This is a genomic window from Streptomyces sp. NPDC006261 (assembly GCF_040613515.1).
Classification (GTDB): domain Bacteria; phylum Actinomycetota; class Actinomycetes; order Streptomycetales; family Streptomycetaceae; genus Streptomyces.
The window spans coordinates 21,823-40,030 of sequence record NZ_JBEXSI010000038.1 but is presented as its reverse complement, the minus strand read 5'-3'; the positions used below and the strand labels follow the sequence as shown (position 1 = coordinate 40,030).

Sequence of the window (18,208 nt, the reverse complement as noted above, 5' to 3'; positions counted from 1 at the left end):
CATCGCGTACCGGGGCCTCTCCGCTGACGCTGCTACGACCTGCGGGTGCCGCTGCTACGGCCTGCGGGCCGAGGTGACCCGGTAGACATCGTAGACGCCCTCCACGCCGCGTACGGCCTTCAGGACGTGGCCCAGGTGCTTCGGGTCGCCCATCTCGAAGGTGAAGCGCGAGGTGGCCACCCGGTCGCGGGAGGTCTGGACGGCCGCCGACAGGATGTTCACGTGCTGGTCCGAGAGGATCCGGGTGACGTCGGACAGCAGCCGGGAGCGGTCCAGCGCCTCGACCTGGATGGCGACCAGGAAGACCGAGGACTGGGTGGGGGCCCATTCGACCTCGAGGATCCGCTCGGGCTGCTGGGAGAGCGACTCCACGTTGACGCAGTCGGCGCGGTGCACGGAGACGCCGCTGCCCCGGGTGACGAAGCCGATGATCGGGTCGCCGGGGACGGGCGTACAACAGCGGGCCAGCTTGACCCAGACGTCTTCGACGCCCTTGACGACGACGCCGGGGTCGGCGTTGGCGCGGCGTTTGCTGCGGCCGTGCGATGGCGGGGTGGACTCGGCGAGGTCCTCGTTGGCCTCGTCGTGGCCGCCGAGCGCCTGCACCAGCTTCTGCACGACGCCGGCCGCCGCGACATGGCCCTCGCCGATCGCCGCGTACAGCGAGGAGATGTCGGGGTAGCGCATCTCGTGGGCGAGGGTGACCAGGGAGTCGCCGGTCAGGATGCGCTGGATCGGCAGGTTCTGCTTGCGCATCGCCCGCGCGATGGCGTCCTTGCCCTGCTCGATGGCCTCGTCCCGGCGCTCCTTGGAGAACCACGCCCGGATCTTGTTGCGGGCGCGCGGCGACTTGACGAAGCCGAGCCAGTCCCGGGAGGGTCCGGCGCCGGCCGCCTTGGAGGTGAAGACCTCCACCAGGTCGCCGTTGTCGAGGGTCGATTCGAGCGGGACGAGCCGCCCGTTGACGCGTGCTCCTATGGTCCGGTGGCCGACCTCGGTGTGGACGGCGTACGCGAAGTCGACGGGGGTCGCGCCGGCGGGCAGCGCTATCACGTCGCCCTTCGGCGTGAAGACGAAGACCTCGTTGCGCGAGAGGTCGAAGCGCAGGGACTCCAGGAACTCGCTGGGGTCCTCGGTCTCCTTCTGCCAGTCCAGGAGCTGGCGCAGCCACGCCATGTCGTTGACGGTGTCCTGGCCGCGGCCGGTGTTCTTGGGGATGTCGGTGCGGACCTTGGAGGCTCCCGCGACGGCCTCCTGCTTGTACTTCCAGTGCGCGGCGATGCCGTACTCGGCGCGGCGGTGCATGTCGAACGTACGGATCTGGAGCTCGACGGGCTTGCCGCTGGGACCGATCACCGTGGTGTGCAGCGACTGGTACATGTTGAACTTGGGCATCGCGATGTAGTCCTTGAACCGCCCGGGCACCGGGTTCCACCGGGCGTGGACGGTGCCGAGCGCCGCGTAGCAGTCGCGGACCGTGTCGACGAGGACGCGGATGCCCACCAGGTCGTAGATCTCGGCGAAGTCGCGGCCTCGCACGATCATCTTCTGGTAGACGCTGTAGTAGTGCTTGGGGCGGCCGGTGACGGTGGCCTTGATGCGGGCGGCGCGCAGGTCGGACTGGACCTCGTCGGTCACTATGGCGAGGTATTCGTCGCGCTTGGGGGCCCGCTCGGCGACGAGGCGGACGATCTCGTCGTACATCTTGGGGTAGAGGATCGCGAAGGCGAGGTCCTCCAGCTCCCACTTGATGGTGTTCATGCCCAGCCGGTGCGCCAGCGGGGCGTAGATCTCCAGCGTCTCGCGGGCCTTCTTCTCCTGCTTCTCCCGCTTGAGGTAGCGCATGGTGCGCATGTTGTGCAGCCGGTCGGCGAGCTTGATGACCAGGACGCGGGGGTCCTTGGCCATGGCGACGACCATCTTGCGCACGGTCTCGGCCTGCGCGGCCTCGCCGAACTTGACCTTGTCCAGCTTGGTGACGCCGTCGACGAGGAGGGCGACCTGGTCGCCGAACTCGCGCTTGAGGGTGTCCAGGCCGTACTCGGTGTCCTCGACGGTGTCGTGCAGCAGCCCGGCCATCAGGGTGGCCGGATCCATACCCAGCTCGGCGAGGATCGTGGTGACGGCGAGGGGGTGCGTGATGTACGGATCGCCGCTCTTGCGCTTCTGGCCGCGGTGCCAGCGCTCGGCCACCTGGTAGGCGCGCTCGATCTGGCGGAGGGTGGCCGTCTCGATCTTGGGGTCGTTGCCCCGGACCGTACGCAGCAGGGGTTCCAGGACCGGGTTGTACGGGCTGGAGCGCTGTACGCCCAGTCGGGCGAGGCGGGCCCGCACCCGGTTGGAGGAGCCGCCGGAGCGGGGGGCGGCACCGGCCGGCACGGCGGGCTTCACGGGAGCCGGGGGGGTGGGGGCCGGGGGCTTCGGCTGAGGTGCGGCGGCCGGCCCGGCGGGAGGCTGGGCCTTGGGCTCCGGGCCGGCAGGGGTGGCCGGTTGCGTCGGTTCGGCAGGCTTCACGGAGGGCTGAGGGCGCGCGGGACCGGCCTCGGGCTCCGGGGGCGCGGGCTTCGGCGCGTTCGAGGGCGCGGCCTTCCCGGGCGTGGCGGGGGCCGCCGCGGGCTTATCGGGCTGCGGGGCGGCGGCTGACTGGGCCTCGTCTGGCAAGAGCGCTCCTCGTGCGGATCCGGGTTACCCGGAGAGCCCATGGTAACGATCCCCCGGCGGGTCCTCGCCCGGGGACGGTGAGAGCTTGGAGAACGAAGGGCGGGCACCCGGATGTTCCCGGGTACCCGCCCTTTCCGCTCGGGGGTTCTCAGACCGTGATCAGCGCTTCCAGCGGAGCGCCCCGCAGCCCCGGCTCCAGCCGGGCCCGGCCCGCGAGGAAGCCGAGCTCCATGAGGACCGCGACGCCCGCGACCTGGGCGCCGGCCCGCCGGATGAGCTCCAGCGAGGCCTCGGCGGTGCCGCCGGTGGCCAGGACGTCGTCGATGACCATGATCCGGTCCTCGGGGTCGAGGTCCTCGGCGTGGATCTCGATCTCCGCGCTGCCGTACTCCAGCTCGTAGGCCTGGGCGAGCGTGGCGCCGGGGAGTTTCCCGGCCTTGCGGACCGGTACGAAGCCGATGCCCGCCCGGACGGCGACGGGCGCGGCCAGGATGAAGCCGCGCGCCTCCAGGCCGACGATCTTCGTGGCGCCGTGCCGGACGCACAGCTCCGCGAGGGCGTCGGTGAGCGCCGTGAAGGCCACCGGGTCCGCCAGCAGCGGGGTGATGTCCTTGAACACCACGCCCGGTTTCGGATAGTCCGCGACGTCGCGGATCCGGCTGAGCAGCAGCTCCCTGGTGGATTCGGTGGTGCTGGTCATCAGCGCTTCCCCGGTGTGCGGCCGTGGCCGCGGGGCTGCTGACGCTGGCCCACCACGGCGCCCGCGGTCTCGACGTCCTCGGGGGCCTGGTCCTGCCGGTAGGCGGGGCCGTCGTCCTCGGGGGCCTCGCCCCGGGCGGCGGCGGCCGCGCGCTTGGCGAGGATCCGCTTCTTCAGCGCCTTCATCTGCGGCTCGCGTTCCTTGAGGTCGGCGACGAGCGGGGTGGCGATGAAGATCGAGGAGTACGCACCGGCGGCGAGGCCGACGAAGAGCGACAGCGAGATGTCGTTCAGCATGCCGGCGCCGAGGACACCGCCACCGATGAAGAGCAGGCCGGCCACCGGCAGCAGCGCCACCACGGTGGTGTTGATGGAGCGGACCAGCGTGCTGTTGATCGACCGGTTGGCGATCTCGCTGTACGTGAAGCGGGTCTGCTTGGTGATGTCCTTCTGGCCCTCCTTGAGGCTGTCGAAGACCACCACCGTGTCGTACAGGGAGTAACCGAGGATGGTCAGCAGACCGATCACCGTGCCCGGAGTGACCTCGAAGCCCACCAGAGCGTAGACACCGACCGTGATGGTGATGTCGTGGATCAGCGCGATGAGGGCGGCGACGGCCATCCGCCACTCGAAGGCGATCGCCAGATAGAGCACCACCAGGACCATGAAGACCACCAGGCCCGTCCAGGCCTTGTTGGCGATCTGCTCACCCCAGCTGGGGCCGACCAGGTCGGCGTTGATCTCCTCGGCCGGGATACCCAGCTCTTCGGAGAGGGTCTCCTTGATCTCGTTGGCCTTGGCCGTGCCGACCTCGGTGATCTGGATACGCAGACCGCCGTTGCCGAGCTCCTGGACGATGGCCTGGTGACCGGAGGCCTCGGTCGCCACGTCCGTGGCCTGGGAGGTCGAGATCTGGGCCTTGCTGTCGGTCGTGAAGACCGCGCCGCCCTTGAACTCGATGCCCATGTTCAGGCCGCCGACCGCCACGCCGATGATGGCCGTGATGGTGATCAGTATCGAGACGCCGTACCAGATCTTGCGGTTACGGATGAAGTCGTAACCGACCTCGCCTCGGTAGAGCCGGGCGCCGAGATTGCCGAGTCGCGACATCTCACGCCTCCTTCGGTTCGGTGGAAGCGCTGACACGGCGCGAGCGGCGGAGCGGGGGCTGGGCGCCGAGCCGCTTCGGGTCCAGACCGGACCAGGGACCGCCCTGGGAGAAGAACTTGGTCCGGCCCATCAGCGTCATCAGGGGCTTGGTGAAGAGGAACACCACGACGACGTCCAGCAGCGTGGTCAGGCCGAGCGTGAACGCGAAGCCCTGGACCTTGCCGACGGTGACGAGGAAGAGCACCGCGGCCGCCAGGAACGACACGAAGTCGGAGACCAGGATGGTGCGGCGGGCCCGGGGCCAGGCGCGCTCGATGGCCGGGCGCAGCGTGCGGCCCTCGCGGATCTCGTCTCTCACGCGTTCGAAGTACACGATGAACGAGTCCGCTGTGATGCCGATCGCGACGATGGCACCGCAGACCGCCGGCAGGTTCAGCGCGAAGCCGATGGCCGGGCCCAGCAAGGCCATGATCGTGTACGTCAGCATGCCGGAGACCAGGAGGCTCAGCAGCGCGATGAACGCCAGGCCGCGGTAGTAGGCGACCAGGTAGATGACGACCAGCGCGAGACCGATGGCACCGGCGATCAGGCCTCCCTTGAGCTGCTCGCTGCCGAGGGCGGCGGTCACGGTGGTGACGCTGACCTCCTCGAAGGTCAGCGGAAGCGCTCCGTAGGAGAGGATGTTGCCGAGGTCCTCGGCGGACTGCTGGTTGAAGCTGCCGGAGATCTGGGCGTTCTTGCTGAGCGCCGTGCGCACCGAGGGTGCGGAGACGACCTCGCCGTCCAGGACGATCGCGAACTGGTTCATCGGCGGCTGCTGCTGCGAGAGCCGACTGGTGATCGTCTGGAACTTCTTCGCGCCCTTGGAGGTGAACTCCATCGACACGATCCACTCGCCGGTCTGCTGGTCGATGGCGCCCTCGGCGTCGTCGACGTCGCTGCCGGAGACCTCGGCGGGGCCGAGCACGTACTTCTCGTAGCTGCCGGGGACGTTCGAGCCACAGGCGACGATGGAGTCGGTGGGCAGGGCGTTCTTACCCGCCGCCGAACGCTGCTCGGGATCGGTGCAGTCGAGCTTGGCGAACTCCTCCTGGAGCTTCGCCGTCGCCGGGTCAGCCGAGGGAGAGGCCTCAGGGGTGTCGGACGGCTTGGGCTCGCCGGAGTCCGTGGGGGTCGGGGTGGGGGCCTTCTTCAGGCCTTCGGTGACCGCGCGGCCCTGCGTGGTGGCGCTCGCGGAGGGGGTGGCCTTGTCGCCCTTGTCCTCGCCATCGGGAGACGCATCGCCGCTCGGCGTGGCGCTGCCCGACGGAGTCGGTGTCGCGGTGCCGGTGGGCGCCGGCTGCTCGGGGCCGCTCGCCGCCACCGTCAGAACGGGCCGGAAGTAGAGCTGGGCGGTGGTGCCGACCTGCTCCTGGGCCTGCTTGGAGTTCGTCCCCTTGGGGATGTTGACGATGATGTTGCGATCGCCCTGGGTCTGGACCTCGGCCTCGGAGACGCCCAGACCGTTGACACGCCGCTCGATGATCCCGACCGCGGTGTCCATATTGGTCTTGTTGATCGCGTTCGGCTTGCCGGGCTGGTTCTGCGCCTCGAGCGTGATCGACGTCCCGCCGGCCAGGTCGATGCCCAGCCGCGGCGTGGTGTGCCCGGACAGGAACATCCCGCCGGTGAGCGCGACCATGGCGATGAGGATCATGACCAGGGAACGCCCCGGCCTCCCCTGACCGCCGGACGGCCCTCGGCCCTTCTTGGGTGCTGCCACCTTCTCGTTTCTCCCTGTCCAACCGCCCCGCGCCGGTACGCGCCCGAGCGGCCACGAAGTGTTGTGGGGACCCGCCCCCGCAGACGACCTGCACGGTCCCGGGGACGCCGCGCGCCGGTGGGCGCGCGACGTCCCCGGGACCGTGAGAACTACTTGGTGTCGGACTCGCCGTCGGTCTTGCCCTCGCCCTTGGCGTCCTTGGCCGCCGCGTCCTCGGTCTCGGTCTCGGCGTCCTTGTCGGCCGCCTCGTCCTTGCCCAGGTCGATCTTGGCGACGTCCGCCTTGTCCACGTCGGGCTCACCGGTCAGCGAGGAGGCGTCGTCGGGCACGACCGTGCCGTCCGCGTCCAGCTCTTCGTCGTCGCCGTGCACGATGCGGTTGTACTCCGCGTCGTCCAGGACGGCACCGATCGAGTTCTTCGCGTAGATGGCGTGCACCCCGGGGGCGACTTCGAGGATGACGGTGTCGTCGTGGACTTCCTTGACGGTCGCGTACATGCCCCCGATCGTCCGGACGCCGGTACCGGGCTGCATGGCGTTGCGCATCTGCGCGGCTGCCGCCTGCTTCTTCTTGGCGGAGCGGGTCATCAGGAACATGGCCCCGATGAGCACGATGAAGGGGAGGAGAGTCAAGATATCCACGGGACGGGAATTCCTTCGCACGACCGCGCTGGCATGCGGCCTGTATATACGGGGGTGGGTACACCGACCTTTAAGGGCGGCATCGGCGGAGTCTAAGCGAGTCCGCATCGTTGGAACAACGCCCAGCATGGCACCGTGGTTCCTGTGCGCGCGAACCTGTGACGCATCACGCCCCGAACAGGCCCTGTTGTCCCTTTGCTCCGTGGGGCGGCGGAACCAGCCCCAGGTGTGCCCAGGCCGCCGGCGTCGCCACCCGGCCGCGCGGCGTCCTGGCCAGCAGTCCTTCCCGTACGAGGAAGGGTTCGGCGACCTCCTCGACGGTCTCGCGCTCCTCCCCCACGGCGACCGCGAGGGTGGACAGGCCGACCGGTCCGCCGCCGAAGAGCTTCAGCAGCGCGCCGAGCACCGCACGGTCCAGCCGATCGAGACCCCGGGCGTCAACCTCGTACACCTTGAGGGCCGCCTCCGCGATGGACCGGTCGATCGTGCCCTCGGCCTTGACCTGGGCGTAGTCCCGGACGCGGCGCAGCAGGCGGTTGGCGATACGGGGGGTGCCCCGGGAGCGTCCGGCGATCTCGGCGGCACCCTCGACGTCGATCTCGACGTCCAGGAGGCGGGCGGAACGGTGGATGACGCGCTCCAGCTCGGCGGGGGCGTAGAACTCCATGTGACCGGTGAAGCCGAAGCGGTCGCGCAGCGGGGGCGGCAGGAGCCCGGCCCGGGTGGTCGCGCCGACCAGGGTGAACGGCGGCAGTTCCAGCGGGATCGCGGTGGCGCCGGGGCCCTTGCCGACGATGACGTCGACGCGGAAGTCCTCCATCGCCATGTAGAGCATCTCCTCGGCGGGCCGCGACATGCGGTGGATCTCGTCGAGGAAGAGGACCTCGCCCTCCTGGAGGGAGGAGAGGATCGCCGCGAGGTCGCCGGCGTGCTGGATGGCGGGGCCCGAGGTGATCCGGATCGGGGCGTTCATCTCCGCCGCGATGATCATCGAGAGGGTCGTCTTGCCCAGGCCGGGGGCGCCGGAGAGCAGCACGTGATCGGCGGTGGCGCCGCGGGCGCGGGCCGCCTTGAGGACCAGGTCGAGCTGTTCGCGGACCGTCTCCTGGCCGACGAACTCGTCCAGGTCCTTGGGGCGCAGGGCCGCCTCGACCGCGGTGTCCTCGCCGTCGAGGTGGCCGGCGTCGACCAGCCGGTCGTCGAAGACGGGCCCGGTCGGCTCGTCGGTCTCGGAGCCGGTCTCGTCCCAGTTCATCAAGGGCCTCTTCGGTGGTTCGGTGCCGGTCAGCGTGCGCGGTTGAGAGTCTGCAGGGCGGCCCGCAGCAACTGCGGCACGGGGGGTGCGACGCCCTCGGCGACGGCGGCCTCGGCCTGCGGGGCGACGGCTTGGACGGCCTCGTCGGCCTCGCGGCTCGCGTAGCCGAGGCCGATGAGCGCGGCCTGGAGCTGGTCGCGCCAGCCGGAGGCGTGGGGGGTGCCGATGCCCTGCTGGCCGATGTGCGCGCCGACCGGTGCGCCGAGCCGGTCCTTGAGCTCGAGCAGCAGCTTCTGGGCGCCCTTCTTCCCGATGCCGGAGACGGCCGTGAGGGCCTTCTCGTCGCCGGTGGAGACGGCGAGGCGGAGCGCGTCGGGGCTGTGGGTGGCGAGCATGGCCTGGGCCAGCCGGGGGCCGACGCCGCTGGCGGTCTGGAGCAGTTCGAAGACCTGGCGCTCGTCGTCGTCGGCGAAGCCGTACAGCGTGAGGGAGTCCTCCCGCACGACGAGGGAGGTGGCGAGCCTGGCCTCCTGACCGATGCGCAGGCCGGCCAGGGTCTGCGGGGTGCACTGGACGGCCATGCCGATACCGCCGACCTCGATGACGGCCGTGGCCGGGGCGAGGGCGGCCACCGGGCCGGAGACGAAGGCGATCATGCGGTGGGGCCTTTCAGCGTGCGAGGCGTGCGGGATGCGGCGGACGTGCGGGAGATGCCAGGCGTACGGGAGATGCCGGGCGTGGGCTGCGTACGGGACGCGCCCGGGGTGCGGTGGGCGGCGACCGCCAGCTGGAGCCGGTTCTGCGCGGGCGCGCGCCAGATGTGGCAGATCGCGAGCGCGAGGGCGTCGGCGGCGTCGGCGGGCCTGGGGGGTGCGTCCAGCCTCAGGAGCCGGGCCACCATGGCTCCGACCTGCGCCTTCTCCGCGCGGCCCGATCCGGTGATGGCGGCCTTGACCTCGCTGGGCGTGTGCAGGGCGACGGGGATGCCGCGGCGGGCGGCGCAGAGCATGGCCACCGCGCTGGCCTGGGCCGTGCCCATCACCGTACGGACGTTGTGCTGGGCGAAGACCCGCTCCACTGCCACGTAACCCGGGGAGTGCTCGTCCAGCCACTGCTCTATCCCACGCTCGATCGCGACGAGCCGGTCGCCGAGCTCCGCGTCGGCGGAGGTGCGCACGACGCCGACGCCGATCATGGTCAGCGGGCGGCCCGCGACCCCTTCGACCACGCCGACACCGCACCGGGTCAGCCCCGGGTCAACGCCCAGCACCCGCATGGAGCCCCCCTGCCCTCGCCGCTCGCTCTGCCTACTCGTTCATCTGTTCCCGCAGGCTATCGGCTCGCGCTGACAATCCGTCGCATCCGACAAGACGACGGGCCGACGGGATGTGTCCCCGTCGGCCCGTCCTACCGAGCTGTGCCACTCGCGCCTCAGGCGTCGACCTTCTCCATGACCTCGTCGGACACGTCGAAGTTGGCGAAGACGTTCTGCACGTCGTCGCTGTCCTCCAGCGCGTCGATGAGCTTGAAGATCTTGCGCGCGCCCTCTTCGTCCAGCTCGACCTGCATGGTCGGCAGGAAGTTGGCCTCGGCGGAGTCGTAGTCGATGCCCGCCTCCTGGAGGGCGGTGCGCACCGCGACCATGTCGGTGGCCTCGCTGACCACCTCGAAGGTCTCACCGAGATCGTTGACCTCCTCGGCACCCGCGTCGAGCACGGCACCGAGGACGTCGTCCTCGGCCAGCTCGCCCTTGGGGACGATCACGACGCCCTTGCGGTTGAAGAGGTACGAGACGGAGCCCGGGTCGGCCATCGAGCCGCCGTTCCGGGTCATCGCGACACGTACGTCGGATGCGGCACGGTTGCGGTTGTCGGTGAGGCACTCGATGAGCACCGCCACACCGTTGGGGCCGTAGCCCTCGTACATGATCGTCTCGTAGTCGGCGCCGCCCGCTTCGAGACCGCCGCCGCGCTTGACCGCGGAGTCGATGTTCTTGTTCGGGACGGAGCTCTTCTTCGCCTTCTGGATGGCGTCGACGAGGGTCGGGTTGCCATCGGGGTCCACGCCGCCGGAGCGCGCCGCGACCTCGATGTTCTTGATCAGCTTCGCGAAGAGCTTGCCGCGCTTGGCGTCAATCACGGCCTTCTTGTGCTTCGTCGTAGCCCATTTAGAGTGGCCGGACATCTGCCTTCTCCTTCGCGTCACCAAAATCGAGTCGAACCCGAGAGATCCTACCGGGGTCCGCTCACTTCACTGCGCGCACCATGTCCACGAACAGAGCGTGCACGCGATGGTCGCCGGTCAGTTCGGGATGGAACGACGTGGCGAGGACATTTCGCTGCCGTACGGCCACGATGTGGCCGCCGTGCTCGGCGATGACCTCGGCCTCGGCCCCGACGGACTCCACCCAGGGGGCGCGGATGAAGACGCCCTCCACCGGGCCGCCCTCGATCCCGTCGACCTCGACCGCGGCCTCGAAGGACTCGTTCTGCCGGCCGAAGGCGTTGCGCCGCACGATCATGTCGATGCCGCCGACGGTCTCCTGGCCCGAAGTGGGGTGTCCCCTGCCCGGACGGAGTTGAGAGCTCGGGGAAGGGTCCAGGATCTTCTCGGCGAGCAGGATCATCCCGGCGCAGGTGCCGTAGACCGGCATCCCGGCCCGGACCCGCTCACGCAGCGGCTCCATCATGCCGAAGAGGACCGCCAGCTTGGACATGGTGGTGGACTCCCCGCCGGGGATGACCAGGCCGTCGACCTCGGCGAGCTCCTCGGGACGCCGGACCGGCCTGGCCTGGGCGTCGGCCGAGGCCAGGGCGATCAGGTGTTCCCGTACGTCGCCCTGAAACGCGAGGACGCCGATCACAGGGGTGTCGCTCATCAGTGGTTACCAGCCGCGGTTGGCGTAGCGCTCGGACTCGGGCAGGGTGTCGCAGTTGATGCCGACCATGGCCTCGCCCAGGTTGCGGGAGGCGTCCGCGATGACCTTCGGGTCGTCGTAGAAGGTGGTGGCCTTCACGATGGCGGCGGCGCGCTTGGCCGGGTCGCCGGACTTGAAGATGCCGGAGCCGACGAAGACGCCCTCGGCACCGAGCTGGCGCATCAGCGCGGCGTCGGCCGGCGTGGCCACACCACCGGCGGAGAACAGCACGACCGGCAGCTTGCCGAGCTCGGCGACCTCCTTGACCAGCTCGTAGGGGGCGCGCAGGTCCTTGGCGGCGGCGTACAGCTCGTTGTTGTCGAAGCCGCGCAGGCGGGCGATCTCGTTCTTGATCTGGCGCAGGTGGCGGACGGCCTCGACGACGTTGCCGGTGCCGGCCTCGCCCTTCGAGCGGATCATGGCCGCGCCCTCGGCGATGCGGCGCAGGGCCTCGCCCAGATTGGTGGCGCCACAGACGAAGGGGGTGGTGAAGGCGAACTTGTCGCTGTGGTTGACCTCGTCGGCCGGGGTCAGGACCTCGGACTCGTCGATGTAGTCGACGCCGAGGGACTGGAGCACCTGGGCCTCGACGAAGTGGCCGATGCGGGACTTGGCCATGACCGGGATGGAGACGGCCGCGATGATCTCCTCGATCATGTTGGGGTCGGACATCCGGGCCACGCCGCCGTCCTTGCGGATGTCGGCCGGGACCCGCTCCAGGGCCATGACGGCCACGGCGCCCGCGTCCTCGGCGATCTTCGCCTGCTCGGCGTCGACGACGTCCATGATCACGCCGCCCTTGAGCTGCTCGGCCATGCCGCGCTTGACGCGGGCGGTGCCGATGACGGGGGACTCGGCGGACTGCGGGGTGCTGGGAAGCGTGGACACGGGACCTCACTCGGTGAAAAGACGCTGGATACTGCACCGCTGAGCAAACGCTGTGCGACCAGTCCACAGCAAGGGCCAATGGACAGGCCGTGGATCGTTTTGGCCCGGGACCCGTCTCCGGATCAGGTCCCGGGGCGGTCCGGTGTCATGCGCGGGGCGGTCCGGCCCCAGGTACCCGGACGGTCCGGAATCAGGTCCCGGGGCGGTCCGGTCTCAGGTCCCGGGGCGGTCCGGCCCCAGATACCCGGACGGTCCGGATTCAGGTCCCGGGGCGGTCCGCCAGGGCCACCGGCGGGGCGTCGTCCATCTCGAAGGCGAGCGGGAACGGTGCGTGGCCGGCCAACCGGAACAGCCGCACGGTGCGGTGCCGGCGCAGGGCCCGGGCGGCGCGCACGGAGTCGTTGTGGAAGCGCCGGGCCATCGGTACGCGGCGTACGGCGGCGGCCAGTTCGGTGGCCGCGTCCTCCCCGCCGGGGACCTCCTTCACCGCCTCCACCTGGGCCGGTTCGCCGAAGACGGCGCGCAGGGCGGTGCTCAGCTCGCTCTCGGCGACCTCGCGGTGGTCCTCCTCGGCCTGCCGCGCGGCGTGCGCGGCCTCGTACAGCACGATGGAGGCGGCCGGGTCCAGGACGCCGGAGGTGGCCAGCTCCTGGGTGACCGAGGCGCGGCGCAGCAGCTGGGCGTCGAGTGCGGCGCGGGCGGCGTCGATCCGGGAGTGCAGGCGGTCCAGGCGGCCGGCGGTCCAGCTGAGGTAGACGCCGATCGCGATGAGGGCGACGACGATCCAGACGATGAGGGTTACGGTCACGGTCGCACACGCTACCGTCGCCGCGCCGCTCTACTTCAACGGGAGGCCCCGGCCCGTCCTCAGTCCCGCGCCAGCCCGAACCGGGCCCGCAGCCCGGACCGCTCGTCCTCCGCCACCGAGGCGGCCCCGTCCGTCACCGTCTCGTACACCGCGAGGATGTCCGCCCCGACCGTCGACCAGTCGAAGCGCCGTACGTGGGCCTCGCCCCGCTCCCGCAGTCCGGCCCGGCGCTCCGGGTCGGCCAGCAGCCGGATGGCGGCGGTGGCCAGCGCGTCGGCGTCCTCGTTGGTGAAGAGGTCACCCGCCGCCCCCTGGTCCAGCACCTGGGCGAAGGCGTCCAGGTCGCTCGCGAGCACCGGCGCACCCGCCGACAGCGCCTCGACCAGGATGATGCCGAAGCTCTCGCCGCCCGTGTTCGGGGCCACGTACACATCGACGCTGCGCAGCAGCCGGGCCTTGTCCTCGTCGCTGACCATGCCGAGGAACTCGACGCGCTCGCGCAGCTCCTTCGGCAGTGATGCCACCGCCTCCTCCTCGTCGCCGCGCCCGGCGACCAGCAGCCGGGCTTCGGGGTGGGCGGCGAGGATGGCGGGCAGGGCCTTCATCAGGACCGGCAGCCCCTTGCGGGGTTCGTCGATGCGGCCGATGAAGCCGAGGGTCCGGCCCTGCCACTCGGCCTTCGGCTCGGCCCTGGCGAAGAAGCCGACGTCGACGCCGTTCGGGATGACCACGGCGTCCCCGCCGAGGTGCTCGACCAGGGTGCGCCGCGCGTACTCGCTCACCGCGATCCGCGCGCTGATCTTCTCCAGGGCGGGCTGGAGGATCGGATACGCGGCGATCATCGCCCGGGAGCGCGGGTTGGAGGTGTGGAAGGTGGCCACGATCGGGCCCTGCGCCGACCAGCAGGCGAGCAGGCCGAGCGACGGGGAGGTCGGCTCGTGGATGTGGATCACGTCGAAGGTGCCGTCGTGCAGCCAGCGGCGTACCCGGGCGGCCGACAGGAAGCCGAAGTTCAGCCGGGCGACGGAGCCGTTGTACGGGACCGGGACGGCCCGGCCCGCCGAGACGACGTAAGGGGGCAGCGGTGTCTCGTCGTCGGCCGGAGCCAGGACGGAGACGGTGTGGCCGAGCCCGATGAGGTGCTCGGCCAGATCCCGGATGTGGAACTGCACGCCGCCCGGCACGTCCCAGGAGTACGGGCAGACGATGCCGATCTTCACGTGGATTCCCCCCGGGGGTCCAGGTCGTCCAGCCAGAGCCTCTGGAGCATGTGCCAGTCCTGAGGGTGTTCGGCGATACCGAGGGCGAAGGCATCGGCCAGTTGCTGGGTCATGGTGGCGGTCCTCTCCGCGCGGGTGCCCTCTTGCGGCACCTCGACCGCAGGGTGGATGAGCGCCTTCATCACCGGCGTGCTGCCGTACGAGAGGGTCACCGGCAGCAGCATCGCGCCCGTCTGCTGGGCGAGCAGGGCCGGGCCGGCGGGCATCCGGGCGGTGGCACCGAAGAACGACACCTCCACCCCGGAGGCGGAGAGGTCCCGGTCGGCGACCAGGCAGACCAGGCCGCCCGCACGCAGCCGCCGGGCGAGGGTCCCGAAGGCTGCCCCTCCGCTGTGCGGCAGGACCTCCATGCCCAGGCCCTCGCGGTAGGCGACGAAGCGGTCGTAGAGCGTGGTCGGCTCCAGGCGTTCGGCGACGGTGGTGAACGGCACCTTCAGGTCGGTGGTGACCCAGGCGCCGGCGAGGTCCCAGTTGGCCAGGTGCGGCAGGGCCACGATGACACCGCGCCCGGCGTCCAGGCCCTCGGCCAGCCGGTCGGTGCCGGTGACGTCGATGCTGTCCTTGATCCGTTGCGGGCTCCAGGTCGGCAGCCGGAACGACTCCATCCAGTACCGCATGTACGAGCGCATCCCGGCCTTGGACAGCTCGGCCAGCCGCGCCGGGCTGGCGTCCGGGACGACGCGCGCCAGGTTCGACTCCAGGCGCAGCACGCTCTTGCCGCGCCGCTTCCAGGCCTGGTCGGCGATGGTGCGGAAGAGGGCGGCGGCCGCGGGCTCGGGCAGCTTCTTCACGGCGCCCCAGCCGAGCCCGTACAGGCCGTCGGTGATCCGGCCCTTCAGAGCGCTCACCGGTCGGCCCCGCTGCCCTGCTCCGCCGCACCGTCGACGGCGGCGGCCGCGTCGGCCTCCGCGGACTCGCGGCGCACGGTCACCACGCGCTGGATCAGCGTCACCAGGCTGCCCGCGGCGACGATCCACAGGGCGATCGGGAGCAGGATGTCGATGTGGGGGACGCCGAACGCGTGGAGTCCGGCGAGGCCGGCGGCCACCAGCGAGATGACCAGGCGTTCGGCGCGCTCCACCAGCCCGTTCACCGCGACCGGCAGGCCGATCGACTCGCCGCGCGCCTTGGTGTACGAGACCACCTGGCCGCTGGCCAGGCAGAAGATGGCGACGGCGCACAGGATGTTGTCGTCACCGCTGCCCGCGTACCAGAGGGCGAAGCCGGCGAAGATCGCCCCGTCGGCGACCCGGTCCAGCGTGGAGTCGAGGAACGCGCCCCAGCGGCTGGAGATCCCGGCCTGCCGGGCCATGTTGCCGTCGACGAGGTCGGAGAAGACGAAGAGCGTGATGACGATGGTGCCCCAGAAGAACTCCCCCATCGGGAAAAAGACCAGCGCACCTGCCATCACTCCGGCCGTGCCGATAAGAGTGACCGCGTCGGGGCTGACCCCGAGGCGGAGCAGCAGGGCGGCGAACGGTGTGAGGACACGCGTGAAAAATGCACGCGCGTACTTGTTCAGCATGGCTTTCCCGAGGGTTCGGTTGGCCGAGCGGCCCCTTCGGCCACCGGCTGGCCCATCGTAGTCACGACCGGTGCCCTCCACCGGACGGGCACCCGCCCGCAGGGGTGTCACCGGACCGCCTCCGTCGGGATCCGGGCCGAGAGGGGCCCGCTGCCTCCGGGCCCGGGCCGTGAGGGCTCACCGGCCGGGGTCGGCAGGCCGCCGCGCGACGTATGGACGCGTCGGCGCCCGGGTGCCAAGCTCGAAGGACCGCGGGCGTCGCCGAGGCCGCCGCGAGCGGCCTTCCCGTACCCGTCACCATCGCTCCCCGCACCGCGTCACCCACCGGGAGGCACACCATGGGCGAGAAGACGCACGCACCCCCCGGGGCCGCCGGAGGAGTACCGGCGGCAGGCCACCCCTCCGCCGTACGGAACGTGGTGCTGGTCGGCCACAGCGGATCGGGCAAGACCACGCTGGCCGAGGCCCTGGCCCTGACCGCTGGGGCGCTCAACCGGGCGGGCCGGGTCGAGGACGGGGCGACCGTCTCCGACCACGACGGGATCGAGCGGCGCCGGCACCGCTCCGTCCACCTCTCGGTGGTCCCGGTGGCGTGGGACGGCTGCAAGGTCAACCTGCTGGACACCCCCGGATACGCCGATTTCGTCGGGGAGCTGCGGGCCGGTCTGCGGGCGGCGGACGCGGCCCTCTTCGTCGTCTCGGCGGCCCAGGGGGCCGAGTCCGTGGCCGCGACCACGCAGGCGGTGTGGGAGGAGTGCGCGCTCGTCGGGATGCCCCGGGCGATCGTCATCACCCATCTCGACACCGCGCGCACCTCCTTCGAGGAGATGACGCGGATCTGCTCGGAGACGTTCGGCGGCGACGACCCCGATGCTGTACTCCCCCTCTGTCTGCCGGTCCTCGGCCCCGAGGGCGCCGACGGGCATGCCCCGCTCACCGGACTGACCGGGCTGCTCACGCAGCGGATCCTGGACCACTCCTTTGGGGAGCGGGCCGAGCTGCCGCCCGCGCCCGACCAGGAGGCACCGCTGAAGGAGGCCCGCGACCGGCTGATCGAGGGGATCATCGCCGAGAGCGAGGACGAGTCGCTCATGGAGCGGTACCTCGACGACGGAGGCAACGGTATCGACATATCGACACTGGTCGCGGATCTGGAGCGGGCCGTCGCCCGGGGCACCTTCTTTCCCGTGCTGGCCGCCGCGCCCGCGGCCGATGGCGCCCGGCAGGGTATCGGCACGGTGGAGCTGCTGGAACTGATCACGCGCGGCTTCCCGACCCCGCTGGAGCGCACCCCGCCCGTCGTCACCACACCATCCGGCGAGCCCCGGACCGCCCCGGCCTGCGACCCGCAGGGCCCGCTGCTCGCGGAGGTCGTCAAGACGTCGTCCGACCCGTACGCGGGCCGGGTCTCGCTGGTGCGGGTCTTCTCCGGCACCCTGCGGCCCGACCACACCGTGCACCTGTGCGGCCACGGCCTGGACGCGGCGGGTCAGGAGCCGCGCCCCTGTCACGAGGCGGAGGTCCGGGTGACGGCCCTGGCCTCGCCGTTCGGCCGGCGGCAGCATCCGGTGGACCGGTGCGTCGCGGGTGACCTGGTCTGTGTGGCCCGGCTGGGCGAGGCGGAGACCGGCGACACCCTTTCCGCCTCCGGCGACCCCTTCCTCATCGAACCCTGGTCGGCCCCGGACCCGTTGCTCCCCACGGCCGTGCGGGCGCACGGAAAGGCGGACGAGGACAAACTCTCCCACGCTCTGGCGCGGCTGATCGCGGAGGACCCCACTCTGCGCCTGGAACAGAACCCGGACACCCACCAGGTCGTCCTGTGGTGCCTGGGCGAGGCCCACCAGGAGGTCGCCCTGGAGCGGCTGCGCAACCGCTACGGCGTCCAGGTCGACGCCGAGCCGCACCGGGTCGCACTGCGCGAGACGTTCGGCGGGCGGGGGGCCGGGCGCGGACGGCATGTCAAACAGTCCGGCGGACACGGGCAGTTCGCGATCTGTGAGATCGAGGTGGATCCCCTGCCGGCGGGCAGCGGCATCGAGTTCGTGGACAAGGTCGTCGGCGGGTCGGTGCCCCGCCAGTTCATCCCGTCGGTGGAGAAGGGCGTACGGGCCCAGGCCGCCCGGGGGCTGTCCGCCGGGCATCCGCTCGTCGACGTACGGGTCACGCTGCTCGACGGCAAGGCACACTCGGTGGACTCCTCCGACGCCGCCTTCCAGACCGCGGGGGCGCTCGCCCTGCGCGAGGCCGCGGCGAACGCCCGTATCCAGCTCCTGGAGCCGGTCTGCGAGGTCACCGTGCTGGTCCCGGACGACTACGTGGGCCCGGTGATGAGCGACCTGTCGGGGCGGCGCGGCCGGGTGGCGGGCACCGAGCAGAGTCCCGGCGGGCGCACTCTCGTACGGGCCGAGGTGCCGGAGGCGGAGATCGGCCGGTACGCGCTCGACCTGCGCTCCCTGACCCATGGCACCGGCCGGTTCGACCGTACGCACGCCCGGTTCGAGGCGATGCCGCCGCAGCTCTCCGACCGGGTCCGCGCGGAGCAGGAGGAAGGATCACCCGGCGCGTGACCGGCGCACTGTCGCAAACACCCCCCGCGTCCCGGCGGGTGACGGACGGTGCGGGGGTCCGGACGATACGCTGTGGTCGCAGCTCAGAAGGT

Annotated in this window: 16 protein-coding genes; 1 reads left to right on the top strand and 15 read right to left on the bottom strand. The window is 71.1% G+C overall.

Annotated features, from left to right (window positions below; translation table 11 throughout):
- Positions 1–54: 54 nt before the first annotated feature.
- The 15 genes from ABZ154_RS23735 to pgsA form a co-directional block, all read right to left on the bottom strand.
- Positions 55–2,661 carry a bifunctional (p)ppGpp synthetase/guanosine-3',5'-bis(diphosphate) 3'-pyrophosphohydrolase gene (locus ABZ154_RS23735; protein ID WP_356835682.1) on the bottom strand — a complete coding sequence of 869 codons (2,607 nt, stop codon included), beginning with the start codon at positions 2,659–2,661 and terminating at the stop codon, positions 55–57.
- 148 nt (positions 2,662–2,809) lie between these two features.
- Complete coding sequence (locus ABZ154_RS23730; RefSeq protein WP_356835681.1) at positions 2,810–3,361, bottom strand: adenine phosphoribosyltransferase; 552 nt, start codon at positions 3,359–3,361, stop codon at positions 2,810–2,812.
- Complete coding sequence (secF, locus tag ABZ154_RS23725) at positions 3,361–4,470, bottom strand: protein translocase subunit SecF (protein ID WP_356835679.1); 1,110 nt, start codon at positions 4,468–4,470, stop codon at positions 3,361–3,363. Before secF ends, ABZ154_RS23730 begins: the two co-directional genes overlap by 1 nt.
- 1 nt (position 4,471) lies before the next feature.
- Entirely contained in the window at positions 4,472–6,232 is a 1,761-nt protein-coding gene (gene secD, locus ABZ154_RS23720; RefSeq protein WP_356835677.1) for a protein translocase subunit SecD, read from the bottom strand.
- Positions 6,233–6,381: 149 nt separating this feature from the next.
- Positions 6,382–6,873, bottom strand: coding sequence for a preprotein translocase subunit YajC (yajC, locus tag ABZ154_RS23715; protein ID WP_356835675.1), 492 nt, complete (start codon positions 6,871–6,873; stop codon positions 6,382–6,384).
- 166 nt (positions 6,874–7,039) lie between these two features.
- Complete coding sequence (ruvB, locus tag ABZ154_RS23710; protein WP_356835673.1) at positions 7,040–8,128, bottom strand: Holliday junction branch migration DNA helicase RuvB; 1,089 nt, start codon at positions 8,126–8,128, stop codon at positions 7,040–7,042.
- A gap of 29 nt (positions 8,129–8,157) precedes the next feature.
- Positions 8,158–8,784: a Holliday junction branch migration protein RuvA gene (ruvA, locus tag ABZ154_RS23705; RefSeq protein ID WP_356835671.1), complete on the bottom strand. Its 627-nt coding sequence runs from the start codon at positions 8,782–8,784 to the stop codon at positions 8,158–8,160.
- Positions 8,781–9,404: a crossover junction endodeoxyribonuclease RuvC gene (gene ruvC, locus ABZ154_RS23700; RefSeq protein ID WP_356835669.1), complete on the bottom strand. Its 624-nt coding sequence runs from the start codon at positions 9,402–9,404 to the stop codon at positions 8,781–8,783. The genes ruvA and ruvC overlap by 4 nt, the downstream gene beginning before the upstream one ends.
- Positions 9,405–9,559: 155 nt before the next feature.
- Positions 9,560–10,312, bottom strand: coding sequence for a YebC/PmpR family DNA-binding transcriptional regulator (locus tag ABZ154_RS23695; protein WP_097869224.1), 753 nt, complete (start codon positions 10,310–10,312; stop codon positions 9,560–9,562).
- Positions 10,313–10,373: 61 nt separating this feature from the next.
- Complete coding sequence (gene pdxT, locus ABZ154_RS23690; RefSeq protein WP_356835668.1) at positions 10,374–11,006, bottom strand: pyridoxal 5'-phosphate synthase glutaminase subunit PdxT; 633 nt, start codon at positions 11,004–11,006, stop codon at positions 10,374–10,376.
- Between the two features lie 6 nt (positions 11,007–11,012).
- Positions 11,013–11,933 (bottom strand): pyridoxal 5'-phosphate synthase lyase subunit PdxS, encoded by a 921-nt coding sequence (gene pdxS / locus ABZ154_RS23685; protein ID WP_356835666.1) that lies wholly within the window; start codon positions 11,931–11,933, stop codon positions 11,013–11,015.
- Between the two features lie 259 nt (positions 11,934–12,192).
- Complete coding sequence (locus tag ABZ154_RS23680; RefSeq protein ID WP_356835664.1) at positions 12,193–12,741, bottom strand: hypothetical protein; 549 nt, start codon at positions 12,739–12,741, stop codon at positions 12,193–12,195.
- Between the two features lie 59 nt (positions 12,742–12,800).
- The gene (locus tag ABZ154_RS23675; RefSeq protein WP_356835662.1) at positions 12,801–13,961 is read right to left on the bottom strand and encodes a glycosyltransferase family 4 protein; all 1,161 of its coding nucleotides are present in this window, start codon (positions 13,959–13,961) and stop codon (positions 12,801–12,803) included.
- Positions 13,958–14,869: a phosphatidylinositol mannoside acyltransferase gene (locus ABZ154_RS23670; RefSeq protein WP_356835660.1), complete on the bottom strand. Its 912-nt coding sequence runs from the start codon at positions 14,867–14,869 to the stop codon at positions 13,958–13,960. The genes ABZ154_RS23675 and ABZ154_RS23670 overlap by 4 nt, the downstream gene beginning before the upstream one ends.
- Positions 14,866–15,546: a phosphatidylinositol phosphate synthase gene (pgsA, locus tag ABZ154_RS23665; protein ID WP_356835658.1), complete on the bottom strand. Its 681-nt coding sequence runs from the start codon at positions 15,544–15,546 to the stop codon at positions 14,866–14,868. The genes ABZ154_RS23670 and pgsA overlap by 4 nt, the downstream gene beginning before the upstream one ends.
- Before the next feature lie 338 nt (positions 15,547–15,884).
- On the opposite strand from pgsA, the gene ABZ154_RS23660 reads away from it, so the two are divergent.
- On the top strand, positions 15,885–18,116 hold the full coding sequence (locus ABZ154_RS23660) for an elongation factor G-like protein EF-G2 (RefSeq protein ID WP_356835656.1): 2,232 nt from the start codon (positions 15,885–15,887) through the stop codon (positions 18,114–18,116).
- Positions 18,117–18,208 lie beyond the last annotated feature (92 nt).

What these genes read in the sequence shown, in the direction of transcription:
- ABZ154_RS23730 (WP_356835681.1), bottom strand. Translation starts at nt 3,361, where the DNA reads ATGACCAGCACCACCGAATCCACCAGGGAGCTGCTGCTCAGCCGGATC.
- secF (WP_356835679.1), bottom strand. Translation starts at nt 4,470, where the DNA reads ATGTCGCGACTCGGCAATCTCGGCGCCCGGCTCTACCGAGGCGAGGTC.
- ruvB (WP_356835673.1), bottom strand. Translation starts at nt 8,128, where the DNA reads ATGAACTGGGACGAGACCGGCTCCGAGACCGACGAGCCGACCGGGCCC.
- ruvA (WP_356835671.1), bottom strand. Translation starts at nt 8,784, where the DNA reads ATGATCGCCTTCGTCTCCGGCCCGGTGGCCGCCCTCGCCCCGGCCACG.
- ruvC (WP_356835669.1), bottom strand. Translation starts at nt 9,404, where the DNA reads ATGCGGGTGCTGGGCGTTGACCCGGGGCTGACCCGGTGCGGTGTCGGC.
- ABZ154_RS23695 (WP_097869224.1), bottom strand. Translation starts at nt 10,312, where the DNA reads ATGTCCGGCCACTCTAAATGGGCTACGACGAAGCACAAGAAGGCCGTG.
- pdxT (WP_356835668.1), bottom strand. Translation starts at nt 11,006, where the DNA reads ATGAGCGACACCCCTGTGATCGGCGTCCTCGCGTTTCAGGGCGACGTA.
- pgsA (WP_356835658.1), bottom strand. Translation starts at nt 15,546, where the DNA reads ATGCTGAACAAGTACGCGCGTGCATTTTTCACGCGTGTCCTCACACCG.
- ABZ154_RS23660 (WP_356835656.1), top strand. Translation starts at nt 15,885, where the DNA reads ATGGGCGAGAAGACGCACGCACCCCCCGGGGCCGCCGGAGGAGTACCG.